At 60.0% G+C, this 25070-nt stretch carries 27 protein-coding genes; 16 read left to right on the plus strand and 11 right to left on the minus strand.

Annotated features, from left to right (window positions below; translation table 11 throughout):
• Window positions 1-62: 62 nt before the first annotated feature.
• The 3 genes from LPJGGPFB_RS21905 to LPJGGPFB_RS21915 all read right to left on the minus strand — a co-directional run bounded on the left by LPJGGPFB_RS21905 (window position 63) and on the right by LPJGGPFB_RS21915 (window position 1618).
• A complete protein-coding gene (locus LPJGGPFB_RS21905) occupies window positions 63-647 on the minus strand; it encodes a hypothetical protein (RefSeq protein ID WP_173422277.1) in 585 nt (194 codons plus the stop codon).
• A gap of 124 nt (window positions 648-771) precedes the next feature.
• Complete coding sequence (locus LPJGGPFB_RS21910; protein ID WP_173422005.1) at window positions 772-903, minus strand: ABC transporter; 132 nt, start codon at window positions 901-903, stop codon at window positions 772-774.
• 124 nt (window positions 904-1027) lie between these two features.
• Entirely contained in the window at window positions 1028-1618 is a 591-nt protein-coding gene (locus LPJGGPFB_RS21915; protein ID WP_173422006.1) for a L,D-transpeptidase, read from the minus strand.
• A gap of 234 nt (window positions 1619-1852) precedes the next feature.
• On the opposite strand from LPJGGPFB_RS21915, the gene LPJGGPFB_RS21920 reads away from it, so the two are divergent.
• Together LPJGGPFB_RS21920 and LPJGGPFB_RS21925 are read left to right on the plus strand one after the other, a co-directional pair.
• Complete coding sequence (locus tag LPJGGPFB_RS21920; RefSeq protein WP_173422278.1) at window positions 1853-2608, plus strand: SDR family NAD(P)-dependent oxidoreductase; 756 nt, start codon at window positions 1853-1855, stop codon at window positions 2606-2608.
• A 330-nt stretch (window positions 2609-2938) separates the two neighbouring features.
• Window positions 2939-3364 carry a DUF4168 domain-containing protein gene (locus LPJGGPFB_RS21925; RefSeq protein WP_173422007.1) on the plus strand — a complete coding sequence of 142 codons (426 nt, stop codon included), beginning with the start codon at window positions 2939-2941 and terminating at the stop codon, window positions 3362-3364.
• A gap of 222 nt (window positions 3365-3586) precedes the next feature.
• On the opposite strand, the gene LPJGGPFB_RS21930 is transcribed toward LPJGGPFB_RS21925, so the two are convergent.
• From LPJGGPFB_RS21930 to LPJGGPFB_RS21940, 3 genes are all read right to left on the minus strand, one after another.
• Entirely contained in the window at window positions 3587-4375 is a 789-nt protein-coding gene (locus LPJGGPFB_RS21930; RefSeq protein WP_173422008.1) for an FkbM family methyltransferase, read from the minus strand.
• A 200-nt stretch (window positions 4376-4575) separates the two neighbouring features.
• Window positions 4576-4824, minus strand: coding sequence for a BON domain-containing protein (locus tag LPJGGPFB_RS21935; protein WP_173422009.1), 249 nt, complete (start codon window positions 4822-4824; stop codon window positions 4576-4578).
• A 121-nt stretch (window positions 4825-4945) separates the two neighbouring features.
• Window positions 4946-5089, minus strand: coding sequence for a hypothetical protein (locus tag LPJGGPFB_RS21940; RefSeq protein ID WP_173422010.1), 144 nt, complete (start codon window positions 5087-5089; stop codon window positions 4946-4948).
• Between the two features lie 27 nt (window positions 5090-5116).
• Here LPJGGPFB_RS21940 and LPJGGPFB_RS21945 point away from each other — a divergent pair, with 27 nt between their 5' ends.
• The 6 genes from LPJGGPFB_RS21945 (at window position 5117) to LPJGGPFB_RS21970 (ending at window position 10025) form a co-directional block, all read left to right on the plus strand.
• Entirely contained in the window at window positions 5117-5617 is a 501-nt protein-coding gene (locus LPJGGPFB_RS21945) for an invasion associated locus B family protein (protein ID WP_173422011.1), read from the plus strand.
• A 12-nt stretch (window positions 5618-5629) separates the two neighbouring features.
• Entirely contained in the window at window positions 5630-6181 is a 552-nt protein-coding gene (locus LPJGGPFB_RS21950; protein ID WP_234902954.1) for an SH3 domain-containing protein, read from the plus strand.
• Between the two features lie 440 nt (window positions 6182-6621).
• The gene (gene proV, locus LPJGGPFB_RS21955; protein ID WP_173422012.1) at window positions 6622-7854 is read left to right on the plus strand and encodes a glycine betaine/L-proline ABC transporter ATP-binding protein ProV; all 1233 of its coding nucleotides are present in this window, start codon (window positions 6622-6624) and stop codon (window positions 7852-7854) included.
• A gap of 25 nt (window positions 7855-7879) precedes the next feature.
• Window positions 7880-8758, plus strand: coding sequence for an ABC transporter permease (locus tag LPJGGPFB_RS21960; protein ID WP_173422013.1), 879 nt, complete (start codon window positions 7880-7882; stop codon window positions 8756-8758).
• Between the two features lie 62 nt (window positions 8759-8820).
• Complete coding sequence (locus tag LPJGGPFB_RS21965; RefSeq protein ID WP_173422014.1) at window positions 8821-9687, plus strand: glycine betaine ABC transporter substrate-binding protein; 867 nt, start codon at window positions 8821-8823, stop codon at window positions 9685-9687.
• 83 nt (window positions 9688-9770) lie between these two features.
• Window positions 9771-10025: a transcriptional regulator gene (locus LPJGGPFB_RS21970; protein WP_234902955.1), complete on the plus strand. Its 255-nt coding sequence runs from the start codon at window positions 9771-9773 to the stop codon at window positions 10023-10025.
• Between the two features lie 123 nt (window positions 10026-10148).
• Here the strand turns inward: LPJGGPFB_RS21970 and LPJGGPFB_RS21975 are convergent, their stop codons facing one another.
• The 3 genes from LPJGGPFB_RS21975 to LPJGGPFB_RS21985 all read right to left on the minus strand — a co-directional run bounded on the left by LPJGGPFB_RS21975 (window position 10149) and on the right by LPJGGPFB_RS21985 (window position 13920).
• Window positions 10149-11264: a Glu/Leu/Phe/Val family dehydrogenase gene (locus LPJGGPFB_RS21975; RefSeq protein ID WP_173422015.1), complete on the minus strand. Its 1116-nt coding sequence runs from the start codon at window positions 11262-11264 to the stop codon at window positions 10149-10151.
• Window positions 11265-11541: 277 nt separating this feature from the next.
• Entirely contained in the window at window positions 11542-12705 is a 1164-nt protein-coding gene (locus tag LPJGGPFB_RS21980) for an MFS transporter (protein WP_173422016.1), read from the minus strand.
• 402 nt (window positions 12706-13107) lie between these two features.
• Window positions 13108-13920 carry an aminoglycoside phosphotransferase family protein gene (locus tag LPJGGPFB_RS21985; protein WP_173422017.1) on the minus strand — a complete coding sequence of 271 codons (813 nt, stop codon included), beginning with the start codon at window positions 13918-13920 and terminating at the stop codon, window positions 13108-13110.
• A 424-nt stretch (window positions 13921-14344) separates the two neighbouring features.
• On the opposite strand from LPJGGPFB_RS21985, the gene LPJGGPFB_RS21990 reads away from it, so the two are divergent.
• Window positions 14345-15292 (plus strand): ABC transporter substrate-binding protein, encoded by a 948-nt coding sequence (locus LPJGGPFB_RS21990; protein WP_173422018.1) that lies wholly within the window; start codon window positions 14345-14347, stop codon window positions 15290-15292.
• Window positions 15293-15396: 104 nt separating this feature from the next.
• Window positions 15397-16587 carry a cystathionine beta-lyase gene (locus LPJGGPFB_RS21995; RefSeq protein WP_173422019.1) on the plus strand — a complete coding sequence of 397 codons (1191 nt, stop codon included), beginning with the start codon at window positions 15397-15399 and terminating at the stop codon, window positions 16585-16587.
• 52 nt (window positions 16588-16639) lie between these two features.
• Here the strand turns inward: LPJGGPFB_RS21995 and LPJGGPFB_RS22000 are convergent, their stop codons facing one another.
• Together LPJGGPFB_RS22000 and LPJGGPFB_RS22005 are read right to left on the minus strand one after the other, a co-directional pair.
• A complete protein-coding gene (locus LPJGGPFB_RS22000) occupies window positions 16640-17269 on the minus strand; it encodes a glutathione S-transferase family protein (RefSeq protein ID WP_173422020.1) in 630 nt (209 codons plus the stop codon).
• 7 nt (window positions 17270-17276) lie between these two features.
• The gene (locus LPJGGPFB_RS22005) at window positions 17277-17642 is read right to left on the minus strand and encodes an ArsR/SmtB family transcription factor (protein WP_173422021.1); all 366 of its coding nucleotides are present in this window, start codon (window positions 17640-17642) and stop codon (window positions 17277-17279) included.
• Between the two features lie 221 nt (window positions 17643-17863).
• On the opposite strand from LPJGGPFB_RS22005, the gene LPJGGPFB_RS22010 reads away from it, so the two are divergent.
• From LPJGGPFB_RS22010 to LPJGGPFB_RS22035, 6 genes are all read left to right on the plus strand, one after another.
• A complete protein-coding gene (locus LPJGGPFB_RS22010) occupies window positions 17864-18709 on the plus strand; it encodes an ABC transporter substrate-binding protein (RefSeq protein WP_173422022.1) in 846 nt (281 codons plus the stop codon).
• Window positions 18710-18719: 10 nt separating this feature from the next.
• Window positions 18720-19850, plus strand: coding sequence for an LLM class flavin-dependent oxidoreductase (locus tag LPJGGPFB_RS22015; RefSeq protein ID WP_173422023.1), 1131 nt, complete (start codon window positions 18720-18722; stop codon window positions 19848-19850).
• Window positions 19851-19875: 25 nt separating this feature from the next.
• On the plus strand, window positions 19876-21705 hold the full coding sequence (locus LPJGGPFB_RS22020; protein WP_173422024.1) for a TRAP transporter large permease: 1830 nt from the start codon (window positions 19876-19878) through the stop codon (window positions 21703-21705).
• A 17-nt stretch (window positions 21706-21722) separates the two neighbouring features.
• Entirely contained in the window at window positions 21723-22724 is a 1002-nt protein-coding gene (locus LPJGGPFB_RS22025; RefSeq protein WP_173422025.1) for a TRAP transporter substrate-binding protein, read from the plus strand.
• 216 nt (window positions 22725-22940) lie between these two features.
• On the plus strand, window positions 22941-23747 hold the full coding sequence (locus tag LPJGGPFB_RS22030; protein WP_173422026.1) for a phosphate/phosphite/phosphonate ABC transporter substrate-binding protein: 807 nt from the start codon (window positions 22941-22943) through the stop codon (window positions 23745-23747).
• A 284-nt stretch (window positions 23748-24031) separates the two neighbouring features.
• The gene (locus LPJGGPFB_RS22035) at window positions 24032-25054 is read left to right on the plus strand and encodes a fatty acid desaturase (RefSeq protein WP_173422027.1); all 1023 of its coding nucleotides are present in this window, start codon (window positions 24032-24034) and stop codon (window positions 25052-25054) included.
• Window positions 25055-25070 lie beyond the last annotated feature (16 nt).

Consider the following 25070-nt stretch of genomic DNA (forward strand, 5'->3'; position numbering starts at 1 on the left):
AATCACCGAAGCCCTTCTGCGATCTACAACTGATTGGACGCAAAGCTCTGGATTGATCGCCTTTAGCCTGCATTCATCTGCCTAAGTTTGGTAACGAATTCCTGTGGCCTTAGCCAGATACCGGGCGTCTTATATCCCATCGAACGGGCAATGTCCGCGACGAATGCATTGCAGTTGTAAACCGACGCCTGCCAGAATTTCGATTTGGCCTTGAGCTGCCTGATAAAGGCGACCGTTTTGTTGTACTCGGCCTCCGTCAGCATGACGCGCCAGCTTGCCGACCTGTATTCCTCCTCGAGGTCACCGTCGCTCGCTCCGGTTTCGGCGGGTACGGGCAGAAAATGTCCGATGACATAGGGTGTCGCGCTGGCGGTTGCCGGTGCAAGTCCGGCCACTTCCGGGTTGATCATTCCGCCAGCCTTGTTCGTTCGTCCGAAAACGACGTAAGTGTGGCCGTAACTGAGGGCGTAGCGGGATCGAAATTCGATGAAGTAACCGCTTTCGCGGACCGCACCTGCGGTCACCGCCGGTGCGTTGCTGCTACTTGAGACGAAACGCGGTTGTGGCTTCTGATCTTCTGACTGGCAGCCAGCTATCGCAAATGCGAGCCCTGCCATCAGCATTAGTCGGCCTCTCAAAAGCGGCATCACTATGCGCTATCTCCTGAACTCCGATGAGCACATTTCTACTGGCCGGCAACGTCAAAGCTGATCCGCCGGCTAGAATGATGTGGGAAGGACGTTCGTCCTTCCCACCCATCCGAAGTTCAAGTTACTTGTAGACAGGTGCCGGTTCGGCGGCTACCGGCGGCGGCGACTTGCCTTTGCCTTTGCCAATAGTATCGCAGCCGCTAAGGCCCACGACGGAAAGCAAGGTAACGATTACGATTAGGTTTCTGCTCATCAAGACATCCTCTCCTTAGAATGGAATCGGTTTATCGAAGGCAACGCTTATATTAATAGGGCGTTCTACGCTTACGCCTAGTGCAAAAAGAACACATTTTGCATCGTCCGACATAAATGCGTGTTCAAATCACGAGAACCTTCGTTCCGACCGGAGTGCGGTTGTACAGATCGACGATATCTTCGTTCGTCAACCGGACGCAGCCGCTCGATACTGCCTGACCAATCGTCCAGGGTTCATTTGTTCCGTGCAGTCTGAACATGGAATCCTGCCCGCCCCGGTAGAGATACAGGGCAGCTGCTCCAAGTGGATTATGCGGCCCACCGCTGACGCCGCCGGCGTATTGTCGCAAGCGCGGTTTGCGCTCCATCATGCTTTCTGTCGGTCTCCAAGACGGCCACTCGGCCTTGCGGCCGATCGAGGCCGGTCCCTTGAGCGTACGCCCATCTTCTCCGACGGCAATGCCGTAGCGAATGGCCCGACCGCCGCCCTCGACGAGGTAGAGATAACGCTCGGATGTGTTGACGACGATTGTGCCAGGGGGTTCGTTTCCGTCATAACCGACACTTTTTCGTCGATATCGATACGACGGCCCGCCGCCGAAGGCAGAAAGGATCGTCCCGCCATATTGCTCCGCCGTTGATGTGCACCCAGATGCCGTTAATGCCAAGCTGCCGAGCAGAATCGCTCGGCGGGTAACGCCGCGACTGTCCATATCCACCTACTAGTAAATCGGTGAGCACTGCTTCGTCTTTAACACTCAAGTGGCCTTCGGCCAAGATGCTATGCTTGGTTCCGTGGTGGAGAACGCCCCGTAATACGGATGGATCAGGGCGATTGGACTTGGAGGGTCGCAGGGCGGCCTGACAAAACCCATGACATCCAACGAAACTTCTTGCAGCTTGTGTCTGTCTCTGGTCGATTAGAGTCGGGAACGAGGATGCATACAATGAAGCTTGGCTTCGCCACGAAAGTCGCACTTGTAACCGGAGGGGGCTCCGGAATAGGTGCAGCCATTTCTCGCCAACTCGGCGAGGAAGGGGCAACGGTAGCTGTGGCAGATGTCAATGCCGATGCCGCGCGTGAAGTGGCTGCAGAAATCTGTTCGTCCGGCGGCACAGCCTATCCCTTTGAGGTCGACGTCGCCGACGCTGCGGCGGTGGAGGAATTGGTCGCGTCCGTTGTCAAGACATGCGGAGGCCTGCATCTGGCGGTCAACAATGCAGGTGTCGACGGCGTGCGAAAAGTGACGGCGGATTATGCGATCGACGATTGGCAGAGGCTGATGAACGTCAACTTGAATGGCGTGTTCTACTGCATGAAGTACCAGATTGCCGCGATGCTCGGGCAGGGTGGTGGCGCGATCGTCAACATGTCATCCATCCTCGGTTCGGTCGGCTTGCCGATGGCATCGGCGTATACCGCCGCAAAACACGGAATTGTCGGACTGACCAAGGTCGCCGCAATCGAATATGCGAGACGAGGCATCCGCATCAACGCCGTCGGCCCCGGCTGGATCGAAACGCCTTTGGTATCCGAACGATCCGATCTGACGAGCAACCGACGTTTGGAAGCGCTTCAGCCGATGGGCCGACGGGGCACACCGGACGAAGTTGCCGCGCTCGTCTGTTTTCTGCTGTCCGAACAGGCCAGCTTTATCTCCGGTAGCTACCACCTGGTCGACGGAGCCTATACCGCCCATTAGGCGCCAAACCGGGTCTCGGTTCGGGTGGTAATCATGCGACCGTCGCGCGGGCGGATCAAATTTCTCGGTCGAAAATCGGACCAGCTGCGCCGCGGCTGAAGCTGCAGTTTTACATGTCCCATCATCGCCGGGCCTCGTTCGCCGAGGTCGGCGGCGGGCCTCGGTGGGAGCCACAAAGCCGCCGCTCAATGGTCAGAAAATTACCCTATCGCTGCCGCAACGGTCCCTTTCGAGGGTTTCATTGTCCGTGACGTTCCACATGCATTCCGTCTGAAGGAGCAATTGAGCACGGCGCTAGATCGCCGCAGAACACGTCACAAAGGAATAGACATGAACATTCGTCACACACTCGTTGCATCGCTGACCGCTGCTGTCTTCAGTGTTGCGGCCTTCGGCCCGGCCTTCGCGCTTGAAACTGCCCAGTCGCAAACGACACAGCCGAGCCAGGGTCAAGCTGACAACACGGGCGCAAACGCCGCCATCAGCGACCAGAAGATCGAGGCTTTTGCCGTGGCCTACCTCCAGGTCGACAAGGTGAGGCAGGAATACTCTGCAAAAATCGACGCAACGACGGACGCCGCAGCTAAGGAAAAGCTTGAGGCAGAAGCGAGCAAGGAGATGGTCGAGGCTGTGGAATCTTCTTCCGCTATTTCAGTTGAGGAGTATTCCTCAATACTGTCGGCCGCACAGGACGACCCGGCTGTTGCCAAGAAAATCCAGGAAAAACTTCAAACCGGGGCGCCGGCTCAACAGTAAGCAGAGCGCGGCAACGCCGGCGGGCAGGGGCCACTGGCCCCTGGTCACCGCCGGCGGGCTAGCGCTGGATCCACTTCGCTCTTCCTCAATCCAGCTTGCCGCCGGATGGGCGTGTGCGTCAGATTCTCTTCTTCACTGGCATCGCTCAATGCTGATCCCAGCGAGTACGTGCGGGTCACTGCCGGCGCAATGCTGTTGACGCGGATCATTTCCGCGCCGAGGTCATTCGGCCCCAACCGCCCTGTCGCGACGAAATTCGGGCGGCTGACTTGTGTCCGCTGGAGCGAATCGCAGCTCAATATCAGCGCGGCTTGACGTATTTGCCGGCAGTTCGGGCCTTGGTTCGCCAGGCACCGCGGGGTCGAGCAGGTCGCCCCGGACGAGGCACATTTCCAGAACCAGTGGGTCGCCTTGGTCATCAGTGCCGGCAAAATTGTTGGGATGAAGAAAGACGATTGAAAAATTCGTCATTCCCTCGACAAACCGAAGGATCCGATCTCGATGGAGGTCGACATCATGAAATTCGATTACGACGCAGGTAAAGCGGCTCGAATTCATCGCTATGTCGTCGAGGATTCTGTATTCGGATCCCTCGATATCGATTTTCAGGAAGATGTTGCTGCCGGAAAATTCCTTCAACAGGCTCGGGACGTTAACTTCCCCCGGCTGATCATAGCCGATCCTGATCTGCCGGTGCTCCACGCCCGGCCGACTGAAGAACAAGCGATAATCCAGGTAGCGCCCCAACCTGCCCCAACGAAGGCGCAAGACCTGTTCGACATAGTACCGGAGCCAGAACTTCCAGGTGACAGAGTGGTCGAAACAAACGACATCTGCATCCGCAAGCCGGCGAAACGCCTTCTCGAATTGCCAATCGTCGTTCAATCCCATGCTGATCAGGGTCTTGGAGGCAAGCACCGCGCGCTTGGGAACGACATAGCCTCCGTCACGCGAAGATCCGAGCCGGATCAGGCCACCGGCTTCAATCGGCTTCCATGTTGCTGGCAGCATTTCGGGTCTCCTAATTCAACCCAGCAGTGCTAGCAGTATCGACTTTCCATCGCGTTAACCCGTTGGGTTCAACGGCCACGTCTGTCCGCTCATTTCGCGCTCAGATAGAAACGTGCGCCTGTTTCGATGTCAGCGCAAAGCGCCTGACAAAGAGGTGAGGCTGGCAATTCCGAAGCTCTCGTTTGTCTTAGGGCGATCGGTCAACTGGCCACTCGGAGCCGGTTTCGGATTGGTGAGCCGGTCACTTCGTTGGCGACTTTCTGAGCCTCCTCCCGCACGGCGATGGAGGACACAACGCCGTCTAGGTAGATCACGCCGCGTTCATGCGTCACGGAAATATCGGTTTCCGTCAGGTTGTCACAATAGGCAATAGCAGTCGTCACCGCCATTAAACCGGCAATATCATAGCGTTGCGACAGGGTGTGCGATGCGAATGTCAAGCCGAACATGGGCGGTTACTCCGGGCGTAGGTCAAATATCCGTTCATCTCCCGTTCATGTTCGCTGCCAAATGGCCGGGTGTCGACCCATCAGGCGAACACAATCGGCTCACGATATATTTATCCGCGCCTCATTCGCCGGCCAGATCAGGCGCACGCTGGGCTTCGGTCTCGGTCGTTGGTAGTGGTGCATTTTTGCGGGTGCTTTTCGTTAATGCTTTGGCAACGATTGCAACCGCGAATGGCGCATCTTGTGCGCGGTCGAGACGCGCCACCTGCCCCCTCCATGCTAAGGAAACAAGATGAAATCCAGTGTTATTGCTGCCTGCGCGATCCTATTGACCAGCTGCGCCGTTGCGCAGGCGCAGCCGGTGAAGCTCAACTCTTTCGGCGCCTGGGGCGTGTATTCGTATAAGAACGACGGCCGCGACACCTGCTACATACTTTCGATCCCAACGACGATGAATCCCGATCACGTCGACCATGGCGACAACTTCTTCCTTGTCGCGCCGTCGCCGCGTCCGAGCAGTGGATACGTGCCGCAAGCGATCATGGGCTACGACCTTGAACCCGGTTCGAACCTGACCGCCACAGTCGGTGACAAGGCTTTCACCTTGGCGCCGCAAGGCAGGGCCGCATGGACGCGGCGGGAGGGCCGCGACGCCGAACTCGTTGCGGCGATGAAGGCGGGGGCGACGATGACGTTGAATGCACGCTCGCGGCGCGGCACGGAAACGAGCTACTCGTTCTCGCTGAAAGGCATGACGGCAGCGCTCAAGGGTGCCGCGCGCTGCGAACGATGAGCTGAGCACCTGATGACCTCGCTGATCGTCCAGATGTCCTGCGCGCTGCTGTCGTGGCTTGCGTTCGAGAACTGCGAAGGGAACCGGAAAAACCTTGCGGCACCGGTCGCCGATGCAAGGAGCGTTGGGCGTGTCACCGGCCTTGCAATCCCCCGTTTCGTCTCCCTGAAGAGTGGTGCTGCCAGACTTCGGGTCGGGCCGTCCACGGACTATCCGATCATCTGGCTCTACGTCATACCGGGCCTGCCGCTCGAGGTTGTGGAGGAGTCCGGTAATTGGCGAATGGTGCGCGACGCGGACGGAGCAACCGGCTGGATGTCTGCGGCATTGCTCTCCGGCCAAAGAACGGCCACCGTCGGCAACTGGGTGAAAGCTGACGCAGCGTTGCGAACCGCACCTGCAGCGACAGCATCCGAACGAGCCCGCCTGCAGGGTGGTGTGCTCGTCAGGCTTGATCACTGCGACGGAGCCTGGTGCGCAGTTACGGTCAGGCGACATAGTCTCGTCGGGTGTGTCAGACAAGTGGATTTATGGGGCGTCTATCGCAATGAGGTCGTGGGATGACCGTCAGCCTTGCCGCATCGACGTCGTCCATAGCCCCGAAAGCGCCAGCCGGCGGACGCCAGCCAGAGTCCGCACGAGCGTTGTTTTGCAGGGTGTTCGGCTGTCCAAAGTACGTCGTTGAGTTGCCGTGGCGCATCAAGATTGCCAAAAGAGTAGAATTTTCAATGGACATCCGGAACTATGCGTCGTAATAAAGGCAATCCTTCGCGCCTCGGCCGTCATCAGCCATTGTAGAAACGCAGTTTCTCCGCGCCAACCAACTCAGAACGTATCGTTATAATGATGCTCATCTGACGATTGCCGAGGATTGACTTGATCATGACCCGATCATCGGGGTCCATGTCTATGGAAATCGTTTCCTCAAGTGGTCTTTGCTTGAGGAATGTTGAAGATCACAAACAAGGAGAGTGCGTCAGCTATTGAGCAGGCGGCAAGTTTTTATGGCTTTTACGACTGAACATGAGAATGGCTCTTCCGAGAGGTCGCCAAAGATCCGGTTGAAGAACGTCTACAAGATTTTCGGAGACTATCCCGAAGATGGCCTGAAGCTTCTTCGCTCCGGCAAGGGCAAGGCAGACATTCACAGAGAAACCGGTTGCTCCATTGGGGTTACCAACGCCAGTTTCGATATCAAGACCGGCGAGATCTTTGTGATCATGGGCCTGTCCGGCTCCGGAAAATCCACGCTTCTGCGCTTGCTCAACAGATTGATTGAGCCGACGTCCGGATCGATCGAGATCGACGGCCAGGACATCACGACGATGTCGCGCAAGGCCCTGATCGAACTTCGCCGCCGGGACATCAGCATGGTGTTCCAGTCCTTCGCGCTTCTCCCAAATCGCAATGTTGTAAACAATGCCGCCTTCGGCTTGGAAGTGGCGGGCGTTGGGGAAGTCGAGCGCAAAGCCAAGGCCATGGCGGCGCTGAAAGCGGTCGGCCTCGAGGGCTATAGTGAAAGCCGCCCGGACGAGCTCTCAGGCGGCATGAAGCAGCGCGTCGGCCTTGCCCGGGCGTTGGCAGGTGAGCCGTCGATCCTGCTGATGGATGAGGCATTTTCTGCACTTGATCCGCTTATCCGCACGGAAATGCAGGACGAGCTTGTTCGGCTGCAATCCGAACGAAGCCGCACGATCGTCTTCGTCAGCCACGATCTCGACGAGGCGATGCGCATCGGCGACCGTATCTGCATCATGCAGAATGGAAACGTCGTTCAGGTCGGCACGCCGGACGAAATCGTCGGCAGTCCGGCCAACGACTACATCCGGTCGTTCTTCCGCAACGTCGACGTCTCCCAGGTTTTCAAGGCCGGCGACGTGGCCCGAAGGAATCAGATTACGATCATAGAGCGCCAGGGTGTTTCCGCTGCTGCCGCATTGGAGCAGATGAAGAGCCGCGACCGGGAATTTGCGATCATTGTCGGCCGCGACATGAAATACCATGGCATGGTCAGCCAGGCGTCGTTGATGGAGAAGATCCGTTCAAAGGCTGAGGACCCGTATCGCAAGGCGTTCCTTGCAGACGCGGCGCCCATCCTCGCCAGCGAGCAACTCTCTGGTGTTCTTGGCCAAGTGGCGGCGAGCGCGTGGCCGGTTCCCGTTGTTGACGACCAGCACCGCTATATCGGCGCCATCAGCAAGTCGGTCCTGCTCGAGACGCTCGACCGCGCCAACTGAAACTCCCAGCCAATCGGATAAATCCATGAGCTTCGACATCGGAGACGGCATCGATTCGGCCGTCAATTACATCCTCGACAATTTTTCACCCGCGCTCGATCTCACTGCCGCGTCGATCGGGTTCCTCACGGGCGGTTTGCAGAGCGGCCTCCTTTCAATTCCAATGTCGGTCGGCATCGCGATCTTCGCCCTTCTCGCCCTGTGGCGCGTCTCGTTCAGCTTCGCGGTTTTTGCGGGCCTGTCTCTCGCGCTGGTTGGACAGATGGGACTGTGGGCAGCGATGATGGAGACATTGTCTCTGGTCATTGCTTCGACGGTCATTGCGATGATCGTCGGCCTGCCGCTCGGCGTCGCGATGGCCCGTCGCGATTCCGTCGCGGCAGTCATCCGGCCGACACTCGATCTCATGCAGACAATGCCGGCCTTCGTCTACCTCATCCCGGCGGCAATGTTTTTCGGGCTTGGCGCGGTTCCCGGCACAATTGCGACCGTCATCTTTTCGATGCCGCCGGTCGTGCGCCTCACCAATCTCGGCATTCGGCAGGTGGACGTGGAATTCGTCGAGGCCGGCAATGCCTTTGGCTGTACGCCAACCCAGCTTCTCCTCAAGGTCCAGCTCCCCAATGCCATGCCATCGATCATGGCGGGCATCAATCAGACGATCATGCTGTCTCTCTCCATGGTGGTCATCGCCTCGATGATCGGTGCTGGCGGCCTCGGCAACACTGTGCTGACGGGTATTCAGCGGCTCGATGTCGGCACCGGCTTCGAAGGCGGTCTGGCCGTGGTCATCCTCGCGGTCATTCTCGACCGCCTTACCCAGAGCCTTGGAAAGAAGAGGGCCATCTGGCGACTGCCGTTTGTGAAACTCGCCGTGCGCGAACCCGAGGCAAAGACGGTTTGAGTGCGGTGCCCTCCGCGACGGGTCGTGCCCGTCCTCATCCGAAATGCATAGGAAGGATTGATATGTTCAAGACAATCGCAACCATCGGCCTTGCAGGCATGTTTGTTGCCGGCCCGGTCGGTGCCAGTTTCGCCGAGGAGGCAAAGCCCGTGAAAATCGGCTGGGCCGCATGGTCCGATGCGGAATTCGTCACCAAGCTCGCAGCAAAGATCATCAAGGACAAATTGGGGCGGGAAGTCGAACTCGTTCAGACCGACGTGGCGCCCCTCTATCAAGGCGTGAGCCGCGGCGATCTCGATGCGATGATGATGGCCTGGCTGCCGCAGACCCATGCCGATTATCACGGCAAGGTGAAAGACAAGGTCGAGACGCTGGGCACCGTCTATCACGGCGCCAAGCTCGGCTGGGTCGTCCCGGCCTATATTCCCGAAAGCGAGCTTAACTCGATCGAGGATCTGCAGAAGCCCGAAATCAAGCAGAAGCTCGGCTCGACGGTCCAGGGCATCGATCCCGGAGCAGGCCTGACGCGCCTTTCTGAAAAGGCGCTCAAGGACTACGGGCTCGAGGGCTACAACCTCCAGATCTCCAGCGAGGCCGGCATGCTGACCTCGGTCGACCGCGCCGTCAGGACCGAGAAATGGTTCGTTGCAACGTCGTGGAGTCCCCATTGGATGTTCGGCAAGTACGAGCTTCGCTACATCGCCGATCCGAAGGGTTCGCTTGGTGAGGCCGAGCATGTCGATGTGCTGGCGCGCCAGGGGTTCAAGCAGGAGAACCCGGATGTCGCAGCTTTCCTTTCCCGTATGAAACTGCCGATCGGTGACCTGGAAGCCGCGATGTTCGAGGCGCAGCAGACCTCGTACGATGCCGCGGTCGATAAATACATCGCAGATCATCCCGATCAGGTGAAGGTCTGGCTCGGAAACTAAGGCAACCGTCCGCTGAAGATCAGCCCGGCGTCTGCAAAAGGGCGCCGGGCGCACCACTGGCACCAGAATGGAAAGGGATACCGATGAACTTCAACAATTGGGAAAACATGGCCTGCCTACAGGACGATACGATCGGCGGCCGCATGTCACTCGCGCGCGACGCGCTGAATGTCTCGGCGCAAAGCGCTGCCAAGATCGTTGGCGTGGAAACGAAAACATGGTTCGATTGGGAAAATGATCGGGCCGCTCCACGCGCCAATCGCCTGGCGATGATCGCCGGCGTGTTGAGCGTCAGCCTCTCATGGCTGCTGACGGGCCGAGGATCGGGGCCACGCTGAAAAACGAACAGCGGACCCCTTTACCTCTGTCGATGAGGTCGCCGATCCGTCTTCTCGGTGCGTTCGTGCGTTTCGAAAACGCCCGATATAACACCTAAGCGGACGGCGAACCTCGGGTCTGGTCTACCGTCGAGCTGCCTCGATGATCTCCCGGGCCATGGTTTCGGCCACATCGTCGGTCGTGCGGCCTTCTTGCGCGGCCCGCTCGAAGATGCGCGTCAATGTCGAGGGGATCTGGCTGACGCGGGCCATCACGTCGTCGAGGCTGTAGCGGCCGCTTCCGATTTCCGCAGCGACATTGATGACGCCGCCGGCGTTGATCACGTAGTCAGGCGCATAGAGGATGTCTCTTTCCCGCAGACGTTCGCCGTCGGTGACCGTGGCAAGCTGATTGTTGGCGGCTCCGGCGACCATCTTGGCTTGCAGCAGCGGGATCGTGGCGGCGGACAAGACGCCACCAAGCGCACAGGGCGCGAATACCTCGACATCCGCAGCAATGATCTCCTGGCCCTCGACGACTGTCGCACCGAGTTCTTCGGCAGCGCGTTCGGTGCGTGCCGGGTCGAGATCGGAGACAATCAGCTTGGCGCCTTCGGCGTGAAGCCTTTTGGCGAGCCCCCAACCGACCGAACCCAGTCCCTGTATCGCGACGCGGATACCCTTCAGATCATCGCTGCCGGTGCGATGACGCAGCGCAGCCTTGAGGCCGAGGAAGGTGCCCAATGCCGTAAAGGGCGATGGATTGCCGCTGCCGCCGCGGGTCGTTCCGCTGACATTCGGCGTGCGCTCAGCGAGAAAATCCGCGTCCGCAAGCGTCATGCCGACGTCTTCTGCCGTGATATATTGGCCCACGAGTGCGTTCAGCATCTCTGCGTAGGCTTCGAGCATCGCTGGCGACTTATCCCTTTTCGGGTCGGCGATGATGACTGCCTTGCCGCCGCCAAGCGCCAGACCGGCAATGGCCGATTTGAAGCTCATGCCGCGTGAAAGGCGCAGGGCGTCGGTAACGCCGGCCGTGAAAGTCACATGCGGCCAAATGCGCGTCCCTCCCAATGCCGGGCCGAGGACCGTCGTGTGAACAGCGACGATTGCCTCGAGGCCACGCTCGGTGTCGCGACCCAGCCAGACCTGTTCGTGACCGTCGAAGCCGGGCAAGGCTGCCGCTTCGGCGGTAATGTCGGTGACATCGAGGGTGGTCGCGCCGGTGACTTCACGGCGCAGGTTCAGCACGTTTTGCATTGGTTTTCCTCCCCAATGGTTGACGGCTTGAAGGGTAACCATTCTTGACGATTTTTGGTTTCGAAATGGGGCCCGTCGCTCGATCGTGCATTTCGCCGGAGCAAATCGCCGCGCAACAATCGTAAAGGAGGGCCCTCCCGCCACAGCAACCTTTGCTCTCATCATTTCTTGTCGTGACGAGTTTCGGCGGCGTGTTCTGCACAACAGGCTGCGCCGCGCGGGCAAGCTGGCAGTTCGAAGGCAGCCCATTGAGCGGCTTCCACAGGTGTTTGCGCCGTCAGGTCGACGCCGGCGAGGGAACTGCGTTCGGCGCTGGTTTCAGCCTGTCGGTCAACACCAGGCTCACGGCGAGGAATGGAATGAGCATACCGAGGCCCAGGCGCATGTCGCTGTGTTCCGCGACCAGCCCGATCATTGGCGGTCCAATCAGAAAACCGAGAAGCGCCACGAAAGACAGGATGGCGACACTGGCTGCCGCCGGCCGGTCGTTCTGGTCGGCGGCGGCCGTGACCGCAAGCGGGAAGCCGACCGAGACGCCGAAGCCCATGGCCGCGAAGCCGACGAGAGCCACCCAGGCCGCAGGGCTCACCGCGACGAGGGCCAGCCCTGCGATGCTCGCAACGCCGCAGGCGCGGGCCACTGCAATCGGTCCATAGCTGGCCTTGAGGCGGTCGCCACCAAAGCGTCCTGCAGCAACCATAAACGCGAAGATCGAATAGCCGAAGCCGGCGCCAGCACCGGTTAGTCCGAAAACGTCGCGGAGGTAGACCGCCGACCAGTCCGCCACCGCACCTTCCGTCATTGTGATGCCGAAGACGAAGAAGCAGATGCCGAGCAAGGCGCGGCTTGGACCGCGGCGTCTTGCGCCAACGATGGGCGCATCGGGCTTTTCCGTGGCGTGAAGATCGGGCAGTGTCCTGGCTGCCAGCAGGCTGATGGGCAACATCACCGCCGCTGTCATGAACACCGCCCATTCAGGCGATATACCAATCGCCGCCAAACCGATGCCGACCAGGCTACCCGCCATGATGCCGAGGCTCCAGAAGCCATGGCAGGTGCTCATGATCAACTGGCCGGATCGCTTCTCGATTGCGTCGGCTTCGACGTTGAGGCCCAGTTCCAATGTCGCCAGCGCTACCCCGACGGCGGCGAGCGTTACGAAAAGAATCTCGATGCTTGGCGCCCATGTCGGCAGCCACACCAGGCCCAGGAACACCACAAATCCGTAGAGAATGGTGGCGCGGCCGCCGATCCGAGCAACGAACCGGCCAGCCAACGGCAGGGTGAGCAGGATGCCGGCGGGCATGCCCAGCAGTGCGATTGCCAGTTCCGCCGGTCCGAGGCCGAGCTTCTGTTGAATGTCGGGAATGCGCGGCAGCCAGGAGCCGAAAGCGATCGGCTGCAGGAAGAAGATCAGCATGATGAGCCGTTGACTGGTCATGCGCATTGCTCCTCGCGGTATCGTGCCGCCAATTTGCCCGTTTGTCCTTGCCCCGGCGACCCGGGTGCCGCGCGAGCGATTCTGAAAATCATTTTCAGAATTTCTGCGACAAGGCCGTGGGGCTGTCAACCGGGCGTTGCCGAGATGGCTCAGAATTCGATGTCCAAGATGCGCCAAACCCGATAGAAATTGCTGGTAGCGCACGTGACCTCCGTATGCGGCTTGTCGTGCGCTGTTCACCCGCTTTCGATAGGGCGGTGAAAAGAATGAACATGAACGCCTTGCGTTTGGTTCAATTGTCGCGAAGAGCACAATCAGCTGAGGAATGCGGTGGTTCGCGTGTCGGCCGTGAGAGGGCGCGGGCCGGGAATGACCTTATTCCCAACGGATCGGCGAGCGGCTTCAGCCTTTGTCGATTTCGGCTGCGGCGATCTCCGCGATTTGCAGGGTCGGCACGATATGCTGCACCTCGCCGTCCTCGATGTGCCATGCCGCTGAAAGGCCAGCCCAGGCGAGTATCCATTGCAGCAGGCGTGTGCGCTCCAGTTGTGCGGCCTGAGCGACTACCGCCACCTGCCTTGCCAGACGGCCGGGAGCCGTGGCGATTGCATGGTCTGGATTGCAGAAGAGATTGGCGTAGTCGAACCCACGTTCACCCTTCAACCGTTTCGGATCGATAGCGAGCCAACCGCGATCCGCGAAATCGAGAATGTTGCCGTGGTGAATGTCGCCGTGAAGGGGGACGACATCGCGGGGGTCGGAAAGAAGGAGGCGCGCAGCCTTGGCGGACCGCTCCAGCAGCTCACCCTCTGGCGCCGTTGTGAGCGCCTGAAAGCGCTCAGCGAGCGGGATAAGGCAAGGCTCTGGTGCCTTGCGTGGTTTGTGAAGGGCCGCAACGGCGTTGCAGATGATATGGCTCGCTTCGTCATCTGCGCCATTCGCTGCCATTTCCGCCAGCGAGCGGCCCCCGACCGCGCGCTCAAGCAGGATGGCATCGTCATCGTGCGCGAGCACGCGCGCAGCGCCGATCCCGTCCCACCATATCATGAGGCCAGCACCCCATTTCTCCACCGGCACCGTCGCAATCTTCAGCATGGCAGGCGCGCCGCCGCAAAGGACCGGAAGGAGACGGCTCGAATGCGTGACAATCGGATCCCCATCGGGCGTCAGCGCCCATCGGTCGATATAGGTCCTGAAGCGGTTGCCGTTGGCCATGGTCTTCGTCCTCGTGCGCAATGACCGCTATAGGCCACTTCGAACGAGGAACAAAGCTGCGCCCGCAAGGTCATTTCTTCTGGGCCGACGCATATCGACGAGATGTTGAGATGGTCCGCTTGGGATTTGTCGTCTCCGCTGATCTGCGTCTGGGGATCTCCTCTGACGAAGAACCGCGTTTGATCGACCGCTAGCGGAATGTGCTCATGTGACAATACAAAAAATGCATTAAGTACAATCCGATATCAAGTCCTTTTGAGATATTGGTTTCGAAAGCGCTTCGGCGCATCCCGAACGGATTTTTCCCACTCCGGCAGAATGACGATCAATCATTTCTTTTGTCTACTATTTTAATAGACAATAGTCGGTGTCAGATCAGGGCTGAGCACCTGGCTTGAAACCGAGAGATGAAGGGACGGGCAGAATGGGCATTCTCGATAATAGAAAACTTCTGGCAGCCGGCGCGATGGCCGCCATGATATTTGGTGCATCGGCGGCGTTGGCGGCCGACGCTTTCGATCTCAGCCCTGAGCAGGCAAACAGGTTGCGGGTGGAAAAGAACGACAAGCGCATCGCAGAGGTCCCTGCGGACTTCAAATTTGTCCAGGACGGCGCACTGACAATCGGCATCAGCACCAGCGGCCATCTTCCGCTGCACGACTATGCATCCGACAGCAAGACGGTCATCGGTTATGACGTCGATCTGGCGCAAGCGATCGCCGACAGCCTCGGGCGCGATTTGCAGCTGGTTTCCGTCGCCTGGGCGGATTGGCCGCTTGGGTTGGTGTCCGGCAAGTTCGATGCAGTCATTTCCAACGTCACGGTGACGGAGGAGCGCAAGGAGAAGTTCGACTTTTCCACCTATCGCAAGGATGAGTTGGGCTTCTACGTCAAGGCCGACAGCAGCATCCGGGCGATCAAGACGCCGAAGGACATCGCCGGTCTGAAGGTTATTACCGATGCCGGAACCAATCAGGAAAAGATCCTGCTCGAATGGGACAGGCAAAACCTTGCCGCCGGCCTGTCGGCGATCGAGGTGCAGTATTACGACGATGATGCCGTGAAGGATCTTGCCGTTCAGTCCGGGCGGGCGGACGTGGTGTTCAGTGTCAACGCGACGCAGGCCTATTCCGCCGCAATCAATGGCAAGACCAAGCTTGTGGGCACCGTCAGTGGCGGTTGGCCGATCTCGGCCGAAATTGCCGTTACGACCCGCAAGGGCAGCGGCCTGGCCGAACCGTTGACCGGTGTCATCAATGATCTGATCGCAAGCGGTGATTATCGCAAGATCCTGGAGACCTGGAAACTGGGTCCCGAAGCGATCGAGAAGGCGCAGACCAACCCACCCGGCCTGCCGAAGAGCGGCTCGTGAAGCGGTGATCGATGCAATCCCGAGCCGGCGCGAGGCAGCGCCGGCTTTTTGCATGCACGCCATCTCAGAACGCCGAGTCCCTCGGCATTGAAGTGCAGGATTTCATGAACGACAGCGACGACATCTCAAAGAAGTTCGCAATCAATACCAAGCTGCAGCGGGCGGGATACGATCCGTTCGACTACCACGGATTCATCAATCCGCCGACGGTGCGTGCCTCAACGGTGCTCTTCCCGAACGCCAAGGCGATGGAGAGCCACGACCAGAAATACACTTATGGCACACGCGGGACGCCGACGACGGATGCTCTTTGCGAGGCCATCAACGAGCTTGAAGGAGCCGCCGGTACCTTGCTGGTGCCGTCGGGGCTTGCTGCCGTCACGCTCGCGTTCCTGGCGTTGCTGTCTCCGGGCGACCACGCGCTCATTGTCGATTCCGTCTACGGCAACGTTCGCCATTTCTGCGACACGTTGCTTGCGCGGTTCGGCATCGAGGTCGAATACTACGATCCCGCCATTGGGGCCGCGATCGAGACCCTGTTCAAGCCGAACACCAAGCTCGTTCACCTAGAGGCGCCTGGCTCCAACACATTCGAGATGCAGGACGTGCCCGCGATCACCACAGCCGCGCACCGCATCTCGGCCGTGGTGACGATGGACAATGCCTGGGCGACGCCGCTGTTCTTCAGGCCGCTCGACTTCGGCGTCGACGTCTCGATCCAGGCGGCAACCAAGTATCCGACGGGCAATTCGGACATCTTGATGGGGACGGTATCCGCCAATGCGCAATATTGGCCGCGCCTCAGGCATATGAACGGGGCACTCGGACTATGTGGCGCACCGGATGACGCCTACCAGGCGCTGCGCGGATTGCGCACCATGGGCGTGCGTCTCGAACGGCACCAGAAGAGTGCGCTTGAAGTCGCGCAGTGGCTGGAAACACGCGGCGATGTCGCCAGCGTCCTTTACCCCGCACTTGCGAGCTTTCCCGGCCACGACATCTGGAAGCGCGATTTCAAAGGCGCGAGCGGCGTCTTTTCCTTCGTGCTGAAAGTCACACGGACAGATGAGTTCAAGGCGAGAGCCCAGGCTTTCCTCGATGGCTTGTCACTGTTCGGGCTTGGCTATTCCTGGGGCGGGTTTGCGAGCCTCGCGCTTCACGTCGAACTCGCGGATCGGCGTATCCTGACCGCGCCTACGGAAGGGCCGGTGCTGCGGCTTCACATCGGCCTCGAAGACGTTGGGGACTTAAAGGCCGATCTTGAACGTGCTTTCGCGGCTGCCGCTGCAATCTGAGTCGCCGCCGCAGGTGCCCGTTCAAACGTTTTCTCCCTGACCCTGCGGTCGATCAGGGCAGGGGGATGACGCCGGTGACATGGGGCACTTCATAGCCGCGCTTGACGGCGGCGCGAAGCGCAAGCCGCAGATACCAAGACCGGACGTTCGGGTAGTCCGAGAGATCGATCTTGTGGCGTTGAAAGCGCGAGACCCAGGGCCAGGTCGCGATATCGGCGATCGAATAGTCGTCGACCAGATACTCGCGGCCCTCAAGTCTGGCATCGAGCGTTTCGTATAGCCGTTGCGTGTCCCTCCGGAAGATCTCTTCGGCAAAGGGCGCCATGCCGGGGTTGTAGGTCAGGAAATTGTGGGCGTGGCCGAGCGTCGGGGCAAAACTGGCCGCCTGCCACATCGACCATTCGATCGTTTGGTGCCGTGCAGCGCCGCTCGGTGGAAGGAAGCGACCGGTCTTTTCTGCGAGATAGAAGAGGATGGCGCCGGACTCCGACAGAGTGATGCCAGCCGCATGGTCGATGATCGCCGGTATCTTGCCGCCCGGATTGATCGCCAGATAATCTGGTGAGAATTGCGCGCCGCTCGTAATGTCGACAGCATGCGCGCGGTAGTCCAGGCCGAATTCTTCGAGGGCGATCGCGACCTTCAGCCCGTTCGGCGTGATCCAGGTGTAAAAATCGATCATCTGGCGCTCAATCGAACATCAGTTCGTCGACCGGCAACTTCGCCATGCCGAAGCGGCCGGTAACATCATCCAGCCCGTCAAACATCTTGCGCAACGCAAGAACGATCGTTTCCACGCGGGGATCGGCGACCCTGTAGACAATAGCCTTGCCGTCGCGCCGCCCTTCGATGACACCTGCCTCGCGCAACTCCGCGAGCTGTTGCGACAGCGTCGGCTGGCGGATACCGAGCTCGGCTTCCAGCGCCGAGACCGAGGCTTGCGCCTCCATGAGATAGCAAACGATTGCCAGGCGATTAGCGTTTGCCATCAATTTCAACAACTCGCTGGCCTCGCCAACGCTGCGACAGACCTTAGTCGGTGCCGGTTTCGTCATGATTGCCTCTCTCGCTTCATAAAAAAGTAAAGTGAGATTCGGTGGATTTCAATGCGCAGACCGGGATGAAACGTACCTGCGGCAGAACATTTTAATGTCGGTAGATTTTATAGATTAAATATCTCGCACTGCTGCCGGCAATGGCACGACCTTTCTCGCATTCAGTTTATAAAAAAGTAGATTGATCGTATTGGCACTGCAAGACTTCGATTGGAATGGTCATGAGGATTGGCGTTCACCCCAACAACCTGCATTTGCGTTTGGCACGTCTGTGGCCAGGCGCGTTTGCTGAACTCGATCCGGTATTCGTTCCTTACGGCGAGGGGCGGGATACCGCCGCGCTGATCGAACAAGGCGTCATCGATTTTGGCGGTACCGGATCGACGCCGCCACTTGAAGCTGATGCGCGTGGCCTTGGTGTCGAATACATCGCCGCCTCAGCTCCGCGTCCTTCCAATGGCGCCATCTTCGTTCGCGAGGCGAGCGACATTTCATCCGTCGCCGATCTTGTTGGTCGCCGGATTTCGTTGATCGACGGATCCTTTCACACCTATCTGCTCGCGCGCAGTCTGGAAGGAAAGGGCCTTGTTCTGTCCGACGTCGAGCGGATCGAGAGTGGCACCCGGGATTCGCTGACGGAGTTGCTGGAGGGGCGTGTCGATGCCTGGGTGGCAATGTCACCGCGGCTGGAAAAGGCTATCGAGCGATCCGATCTGCGGCTGCTTGTACGCTGCGGCGCAGCGATCCCGAACCGCTCCTTGTTCTGGACGCTGCGGCGAACCGGGCTTTCCGCCGGCGAACGCGCTGCCATCGCCATGGAGCTCAACCGTATCGGCAGGGAGATTGCCGACGACCCGAAGACGGCAGCACGCCTGCTCGCTGCGGATGACCGCACGGCGACGGATGCCGATGTTTGGGAGCGAGTCGTACGCTCGCGTGATTTTGCGGTCGGCCCGATCGATGGCGCCGTTCTCGCCGAACAGCAGGAGGAAGCCGACACGCTCCACCGTCATGGGCATTTCCATCATTCCATAACGGTCGGCCAACCCTTGAAGACAGCATATTGAGGACCTTAACGTGAACGTATTCTGGTATATGTGCGCGCCCGACGGCGCTTATCCTTGGCAGCCGGAGGGTTCCCGCAAGGTCGATTACGGCTACTACAAGCAACTGGCGCAAGCCTATGACCATCTTGGCTATACCGGCGCCCTGTTTGCAACTGGCGCTCACGACGTCTGGGTACTGGCGAGCGCGCTGCTCTCCCACACCGAACGTCTGCGTTTCCTGGTCGCGATCCATCCCGGGCTGGTCGCTCCAACGCTGCTTGCCAAGATGGCCGCCACCTTCCAGGAGTTTTCGCGCGATCGCCTGTTGATCAACGTGGTCTCCGGCGACGCCAAGATGCTCGGCGCCTACGGGATGATGCTGCCGCATGACGAGCGTTACGATATGGCGGATGAGTATCTGCAGCTCTGGCACAGACTGTTTGCCGGCGAAAGCGTCACCCACAAGGGCAAGTATTTTTCGACCGAAGGCGCCAAGCTCGCGCTACCCGTCAGCGAAACGATCGCCCCTCCGCCGCTGTGGTTCGGCGGCTCATCCGACAAGGCGATCGATGTCGCGGCCAAGCATGTCGATACCTATCTGTCCTGGGGCGAGACGCCGGAGCAGATCCGGCACAAGATCGAGACGGTGAGGGTCCGTGCCGCCCAATACGGGCGTGAACTCCAGTATGGCATTCGCCTCTACGTCATCGTGCGTGACACCGATGAGCAAGCCTGGGAGGCGGCAGCCGATCTTTACGCGCGCATGGACGACACCGCGATTGCCTCCAACCAACGGTTTGTTGGCAAAAGCGATTCCGTCGGTCAGCAACGCATGACGGCAATGCATGGTGGCCTCAAACCGGATAATCTGCGCGATCTTGAAGTCGCCCCCAATCTCTGGGCGGGCATCGGGTTGGTCAGACCGGGACCGGGCACGGCGATCGTCGGCTCACCGGACACTGTCCTTCGCACGCTCGAAGCCTATCAGCAGGCCGGCGTGGAGACGTTCATCCTGTCAGGCATGCCACTGCTCGAAGAGGCCTATCGCTTCGGCGAAAAGGTCCTGCCGCGCCTTGATGTTCAGCGTGATGTTGCACCGGCGCGCAACTTCACCTGGTCCACCCTGTTTGACCGCGATCTGTCCACCGTGAAGAGCGCTTGAGCCTCTCGTCAAAAGGTATGTTTGCGTGGCCATTACCGAAATCCACTCGACCGAGCCGGCCTCCATTGGGCGCCTGCTGGCGCAGCGCACACTGAGGGGGATAGAAGCGAGCCTGGGCATCGCGGCCGCATCGGTGCTCGCCGTCTTGCTTGCCGTCGTTCTTTCGAGCGTCTGCATGCGCTACTTCTTCAACACCGGCCTTGTTGGCGCTGAGGACCTGGGCATCTGGCTGCATGTCGCGCTGATTGCGATCGGCGCACCGTTGAGCCTCAATAGCGCGCTGGCCATGCGCCTGGACGTCTTTGCCAAGATGCTGCCGTCGCGGCTCTATCCGGCAACGCAAGTTGGAGCCGACGCCTTTACGGTCGTCACTGCGCTGGTGCTGGCATTCGGCGGCCATGAGATCATGAGCATGCTCGGCGGTGTCTCGCCCACGCTGGGCGTGCCGGAATGGTTTCGGTTCGGCTTTCTCGGTGGCGGCGGCTTGCTGATCTTCCTCGTCTTGATCCTGCAGCGGGTCGGCGAAGGGAGAGGCGTACAGGGTCTGCTTTCCATTGTTATCGGCGCTGCGATTTATGCGGTGATTCCGCATGTCGCGATCGAGGTCGACTGGCCTCCAAGCATCGTGCTCGGCCTCGTCGCGGCCTTTGGGCTGGTTCTGGCGGCACCCCTTCCGCATGCGTTTCTTGCGGCCGCCTATGTCGCCATCGCCTTTGGCAGCAGCCTGCCCGAACCCGCGATCGTTTCGTCGACGGTAACAGGGATCTCGAAGTTTCTGCTTCTGGCGATACCGTTTTTCCTGCTGGCGGGCGGCTTGCTGACCGCATCGGGCGTCGCCAACCAGCTTGTCCGTTTTGCTGCCTCTATCGTCGGGCATCGGCGCGCGGGCCTCGCCCAGACCACGCTTCTGACAAGCGTGCTTTTCTCAGGCGCTTCGGGCTCTTCCGTTGCCAACGCTGCCTTCGGTGCCTCAACGTTCCAGCCGGAGCTCGTCAAACATGGCTATCCGCCGGCACAGGCCGCAGCCATTATCGCGTCCACGTCGGTGCTCGACAATGTCATCCCGCCATCGATCGCGTTCCTGATTCTGGCGACCGCAACCAACCTCTCGGTCGGCTCCCTGCTTGTCGGCGGCTTCTTCGCCGGTGGCCTGATGGCGATCTGCCTTGCGGTTGCGATCCACCTGACCGTGCGCGAACAGGTGCCGCAAGCCCGTGCGACCGGCACGCAACGCTGGCAATCGGCCAGACAGGCCATTCCCGCCTTCGGCCTGGGCATCATCGTCGTTCTCGGCATTCGCTTCGGCATCGTCACCACAACGGAAGCTGCGGCACTGGCTGCGCTCTACACGCTGTTTCTCGGACTTGCCGCGCGGCTCGGAATCCGTTCGTTCTATGCGGCGTTCCGTCAGGCAGCGACCGAAGCAGCCGCGATCGGCCTGCTGATCGGAACAGCCGGCCCCTTTGCCTTCCTCCTTGCGGTCGACGACGTCGCCGGCTTGGTGTCCGACCTGACGCTGCTGCTCGGCGGCAGCGCGCTCGCTGTGCTCCTGCTGTCGAACGTCATTCTTCTGGTCGTTGGCCTGGTGCTCGATATCGGTGCAGCGATCCTGCTTTTCGGGCCGATCCTCCTGCCGGCGGCGGTCGCAGCCGGCATCGATCCGATCCACTTTGGCGTCATCATCGTCGTCAACCTGATGATCCATGGGCTGACGCCGCCGCTCGGCATGCTGATCTTCGTCGTCAGCGGCGTCACGGCAATACCGGCCCCCGCACTCTTCAAGGCGGTGGTTCCGTATCTCTGCGCTCTTCTTGTCTCCCTCGCGATCCTTTGCGCCTGGGCAATTGTTTTCTAACCAACAGGATCTTCGTCATGAACGCTTTCAACAGACGTGCCTTCCTAAAGACGACTGCCCTTGCGGGAGCCGCTCTGGCCACACCCGCGGTCCTGCGTCCGGCCCATGCCCGCACAACGGCGATCACGATCGCTTCGCTCTTCGGCGACGACAAGCCCGAGACGAAGATCTGGCTGAAGATCAGCGAGCTGGTCGAAGCCAAGCTGCCCGGACAGTTCCGCTTCAATATCGTCAAGAGCGGCGCGCTCGGCGGTGAAAAGGAAGTCGCCGAGGGTGTTCGCCTCGGTTCGGTTCAGGCAAGCCTGTCGACGGTGTCTTCGCTGTCCGGCTGGACGCCGGAACTGCAACTGCTCGACCTGCCGTTTCTCTTTCGCGATGCCGATCATGTCCGCAAGACGGTCGACGGCGCGATAGGCGGCGAGCTCAAGCAGAAATTGCTGTCTCAGAATTTCGTGGTCGCCGACTTCATCAACTACGGTGCCCGCCATCTGCTGACCAAGGAGCCGGTGACAAAGCCCGAGCAGCTTCAGGGCAAGCGAATCCGGGTCATTCAAAGCCCGCTTCACACCAAGCTCTGGAGCGCCTTCGGCACGACGCCGATCGGCATACCGATCACTGAGACCTACAACGCACTTGCAACTGGCGTCGCCGATGCCATGGACCTCACCAAGTCGGCCTATGCAGGCTTCAAGCTCTATGAGGTGGTGCCTTATCTGACCGAAACCGGCCATATCTGGGCATCCGGCGTCGTCTATTACTCCTCCGATTTCTGGAGCCGCCTCAACGACGAACAGAAGTCCGTCTTTGAACAGGCGTCGAAGGAGGGTGCGGCCTATTTCAACCAGTTGATTGTCGAAGACGAAGCAAAATCGATCGAGCTTGCCATTCAGAACGGCGGAAAAGTCCTGAAGCCGGAGGCACTGGACGAGTGGCAGAAAGGCGCGCACGGCGTTTGGGACGAGTTTGCTCCAATCGTCGGAGGCATCGACAAGATCAAGTCCGTGCAGGCGCTTTCCTGATCTGGTCGCATAGCCGGTCAGGGCGGAAGTCTGTGATGCTGCTCACAGCAATAGCCTGCTCACATGAGCAGGCTATCCGGCCGCATTACCGATTTCCCGAGGGATGCGTTTGCCAGCGACGAAAAGCGCTGTCACAAACTTTCACCGAAGAAACCTCATTGCAGTTTAATTCTATGCATTGCATGGGTTTTTAAGGTGCTTTTCCGGAGTTCTGCCATGTCTCTCGCCAGCCTCGCAATGTATGCCAGCCCGCCGCCAGTCGCGGAGGCGACGCGGCTTTTCTGGCGTGCGCTGAGCGAGCGCATCCTTGCCTACGGGCTTGAGGCACCGGAAGCGCTTGACGAGGAAATCCGCTACAACGAGGCGTGGATGCGTCCGGACCTGCTGTTCGGTCAGACCTGCGGATATCCCTATGTCCAGCATCTGCGCGGCAAGGTGCAACTGGTCGCATCGCCCGTCTATCGGCTCCCAGGCTGTGACGGTCCGCTCAAATGCAGTTTCATCGTCGTCAATGCTCAGTCGTCGGCAACGTCGTTCGAGGATCTGAGGGGCGGGCGCGCGGCGATCAACGAGCCCGGCAGCAATTCCGGATACAACCTGTTTCGCGCCTTTGTGGCGCCACACGCTGTCGATGGCCGGTTCTTCTCAAGCGTGCTGGAGACCGGCGGCCACGGAGCAAGCATGGACGCTGTGTCGCGCGGGGCGGCGGATGTGGCGGCGATCGACTGCGTGACTTTCGGCAACACCCTGCGCTTCGATCCCGATCGCGTGGCCGGTTTGCGCATCCTGGCGGAAACGGCCAAGGGGCCGGGCCTGCCTTTCATCACAGCCATGTCGACGCCGGCAGAGAACCTGGTGATCCTGCGCCAGGCCCTGTCGGAAACGATAGCCGACCCGGCGTTTGCCGATGTCTGCGACACGCTCTCGCTGCAGGGCATCAGCCTGCTTGGCGATAACGACTACGAGGTGCTGGCGGATTTCGATCGCGATGCCGCACGCCAGGGCTACGCCGTGATCGGCTGAGGCAGGGCGGAACGTTTCGCTGATGGCGGGAGGTGTTCCACCGGGCGCGCCGACAGACTTTGCGAAACCCGTTCCCAACAGGGGCACCCCGTTTAAGCCCTCGATTGTCGACAGGCCAGTATTCTACAAAGTACGTAGAATGCATATTCTACAGTCACCGCGGTTTACGCAACCGGGTTTTCCATTTTCTCGTTTAACTGCAAAGCGATGCGGCGCGGCGTGCCGCGCCCGGATTTTATATTGGCCGCATCAATCCATTCGCTGACTCCCCCGGAATCCGTTTCATGATCAAGCACAGGCCGGACGACACGCTTCCCCCGCAACGCACGATTTCCCCAATCTCCCGTATCGAATGGCAGACGGTCGCGCTGGCGATCATCATCTATGGCGGATTTTTCGCTCTCACCTGGTTTTGGCAGTCGCTGCCGGTGATGGCCGTGATCGGCCTCGGCGGCTGGCTGATCGCCTGGCACGGATCGCTCCAGCACGAAGTCATTCACGGGCATCCCACCCGCAACCGCTTCGTCAATGATGCGGTCGGCTGGCCGCCGCTGTCCCTCTGGCTCCCCTATGCGATCTATCGCGCAGGGCACTTGACCCATCACCGCGACGAGCACCTGACCGATCCGATCGAGGATCCGGAATCGTCCTATTTCACCCAGGCAGCCTGGGAGCGCATGGGAGGCGCCGGTCGGTTGCTCGCAGACTGGAACACTACGTTGCTCGGGCGGTTGACCCTCGGGCCCATCGTCATGATCGCCAGCTTCCTGGCACAGGAGGCGGCGCTCGTGCTCAACGGTGACCGCCGGCGGGCGGCGATCTGGATCCGGCATGCGATCGGTGTTGCCGCGATCCTCGTCTGGGTGATCGAAGTTTGCGGCATGCCGCTGTGGCTCTACGGCTTCGGTTTTGTCTATGTCGGTGCGGCTCTCACAAGGCTGCGTTCCTATGCCGAGCATCGCTATGCCGACCACCACGACGAGCGTACGGCGATCGTCGAAAACAGTCCATTGTTCGGGCTCCTGTTTCTCTACAACAATCTCCATGTGCTGCATCACAAGCGGCCCGGAGTTCCCTGGTACAGGATACCACTGCTCTACCGCCGAGACAGGGATGCGCTCATCGCTGTCAATGGTGGTCTGGTTTACGACGGCTATCTCGACGTCGCCCGACGTTTCCTCTTCCGCCCGCACGATGATCCGCGCCATCCTCTTCACCGGCAGCGAGGATCTGCGGCCGTTGATTTTCGGCCTGCGGTTGAAACCGACGCCGGGGCCACTGAAATCGCGCCATCGACGGTTGGGTGACAAGAGGTCTGTTGTG

This window comes from Ensifer adhaerens (assembly GCF_013283195.1).
Taxonomy (GTDB): domain Bacteria; phylum Pseudomonadota; class Alphaproteobacteria; order Rhizobiales; family Rhizobiaceae; genus Ensifer; species Ensifer adhaerens_G.

Excerpts from the sequence above, each read along its gene's own strand:
- LPJGGPFB_RS21905 (WP_173422277.1), bottom strand. The coding sequence starts at position 647 with ATGCCGCTTTTGAGAGGCCGACTAATGCTGATGGCAGGGCTCGCATTT.
- LPJGGPFB_RS21910 (WP_173422005.1), bottom strand. The coding sequence starts at position 903 with ATGAGCAGAAACCTAATCGTAATCGTTACCTTGCTTTCCGTCGTGGGC.
- LPJGGPFB_RS21915 (WP_173422006.1), bottom strand. The coding sequence starts at position 1,618 with ATGGACAGTCGCGGCGTTACCCGCCGAGCGATTCTGCTCGGCAGCTTG.
- LPJGGPFB_RS21920 (WP_173422278.1), top strand. The coding sequence starts at position 1,853 with ATGAAGCTTGGCTTCGCCACGAAAGTCGCACTTGTAACCGGAGGGGGC.
- LPJGGPFB_RS21925 (WP_173422007.1), top strand. The coding sequence starts at position 2,939 with ATGAACATTCGTCACACACTCGTTGCATCGCTGACCGCTGCTGTCTTC.
- LPJGGPFB_RS21930 (WP_173422008.1), bottom strand. The coding sequence starts at position 4,375 with ATGCTGCCAGCAACATGGAAGCCGATTGAAGCCGGTGGCCTGATCCGG.
- LPJGGPFB_RS21935 (WP_173422009.1), bottom strand. The coding sequence starts at position 4,824 with ATGTTCGGCTTGACATTCGCATCGCACACCCTGTCGCAACGCTATGAT.
- LPJGGPFB_RS21945 (WP_173422011.1), top strand. The coding sequence starts at position 5,117 with ATGAAATCCAGTGTTATTGCTGCCTGCGCGATCCTATTGACCAGCTGC.
- LPJGGPFB_RS21950 (WP_234902954.1), top strand. The coding sequence starts at position 5,630 with ATGACCTCGCTGATCGTCCAGATGTCCTGCGCGCTGCTGTCGTGGCTT.
- proV (WP_173422012.1), top strand. The coding sequence starts at position 6,622 with ATGGCTTTTACGACTGAACATGAGAATGGCTCTTCCGAGAGGTCGCCA.
- LPJGGPFB_RS21960 (WP_173422013.1), top strand. The coding sequence starts at position 7,880 with ATGAGCTTCGACATCGGAGACGGCATCGATTCGGCCGTCAATTACATC.
- LPJGGPFB_RS21965 (WP_173422014.1), top strand. The coding sequence starts at position 8,821 with ATGTTCAAGACAATCGCAACCATCGGCCTTGCAGGCATGTTTGTTGCC.
- LPJGGPFB_RS21970 (WP_234902955.1), top strand. The coding sequence starts at position 9,771 with ATGAACTTCAACAATTGGGAAAACATGGCCTGCCTACAGGACGATACG.
- LPJGGPFB_RS21975 (WP_173422015.1), bottom strand. The coding sequence starts at position 11,264 with ATGCAAAACGTGCTGAACCTGCGCCGTGAAGTCACCGGCGCGACCACC.
- LPJGGPFB_RS21980 (WP_173422016.1), bottom strand. The coding sequence starts at position 12,705 with ATGACCAGTCAACGGCTCATCATGCTGATCTTCTTCCTGCAGCCGATC.
- LPJGGPFB_RS21985 (WP_173422017.1), bottom strand. The coding sequence starts at position 13,920 with ATGGCCAACGGCAACCGCTTCAGGACCTATATCGACCGATGGGCGCTG.
- LPJGGPFB_RS21990 (WP_173422018.1), top strand. The coding sequence starts at position 14,345 with ATGGGCATTCTCGATAATAGAAAACTTCTGGCAGCCGGCGCGATGGCC.
- LPJGGPFB_RS21995 (WP_173422019.1), top strand. The coding sequence starts at position 15,397 with ATGAACGACAGCGACGACATCTCAAAGAAGTTCGCAATCAATACCAAG.
- LPJGGPFB_RS22000 (WP_173422020.1), bottom strand. The coding sequence starts at position 17,269 with ATGATCGATTTTTACACCTGGATCACGCCGAACGGGCTGAAGGTCGCG.
- LPJGGPFB_RS22005 (WP_173422021.1), bottom strand. The coding sequence starts at position 17,642 with ATGACGAAACCGGCACCGACTAAGGTCTGTCGCAGCGTTGGCGAGGCC.
- LPJGGPFB_RS22010 (WP_173422022.1), top strand. The coding sequence starts at position 17,864 with ATGAGGATTGGCGTTCACCCCAACAACCTGCATTTGCGTTTGGCACGT.
- LPJGGPFB_RS22025 (WP_173422025.1), top strand. The coding sequence starts at position 21,723 with ATGAACGCTTTCAACAGACGTGCCTTCCTAAAGACGACTGCCCTTGCG.
- LPJGGPFB_RS22030 (WP_173422026.1), top strand. The coding sequence starts at position 22,941 with ATGTCTCTCGCCAGCCTCGCAATGTATGCCAGCCCGCCGCCAGTCGCG.
- LPJGGPFB_RS22035 (WP_173422027.1), top strand. The coding sequence starts at position 24,032 with ATGATCAAGCACAGGCCGGACGACACGCTTCCCCCGCAACGCACGATT.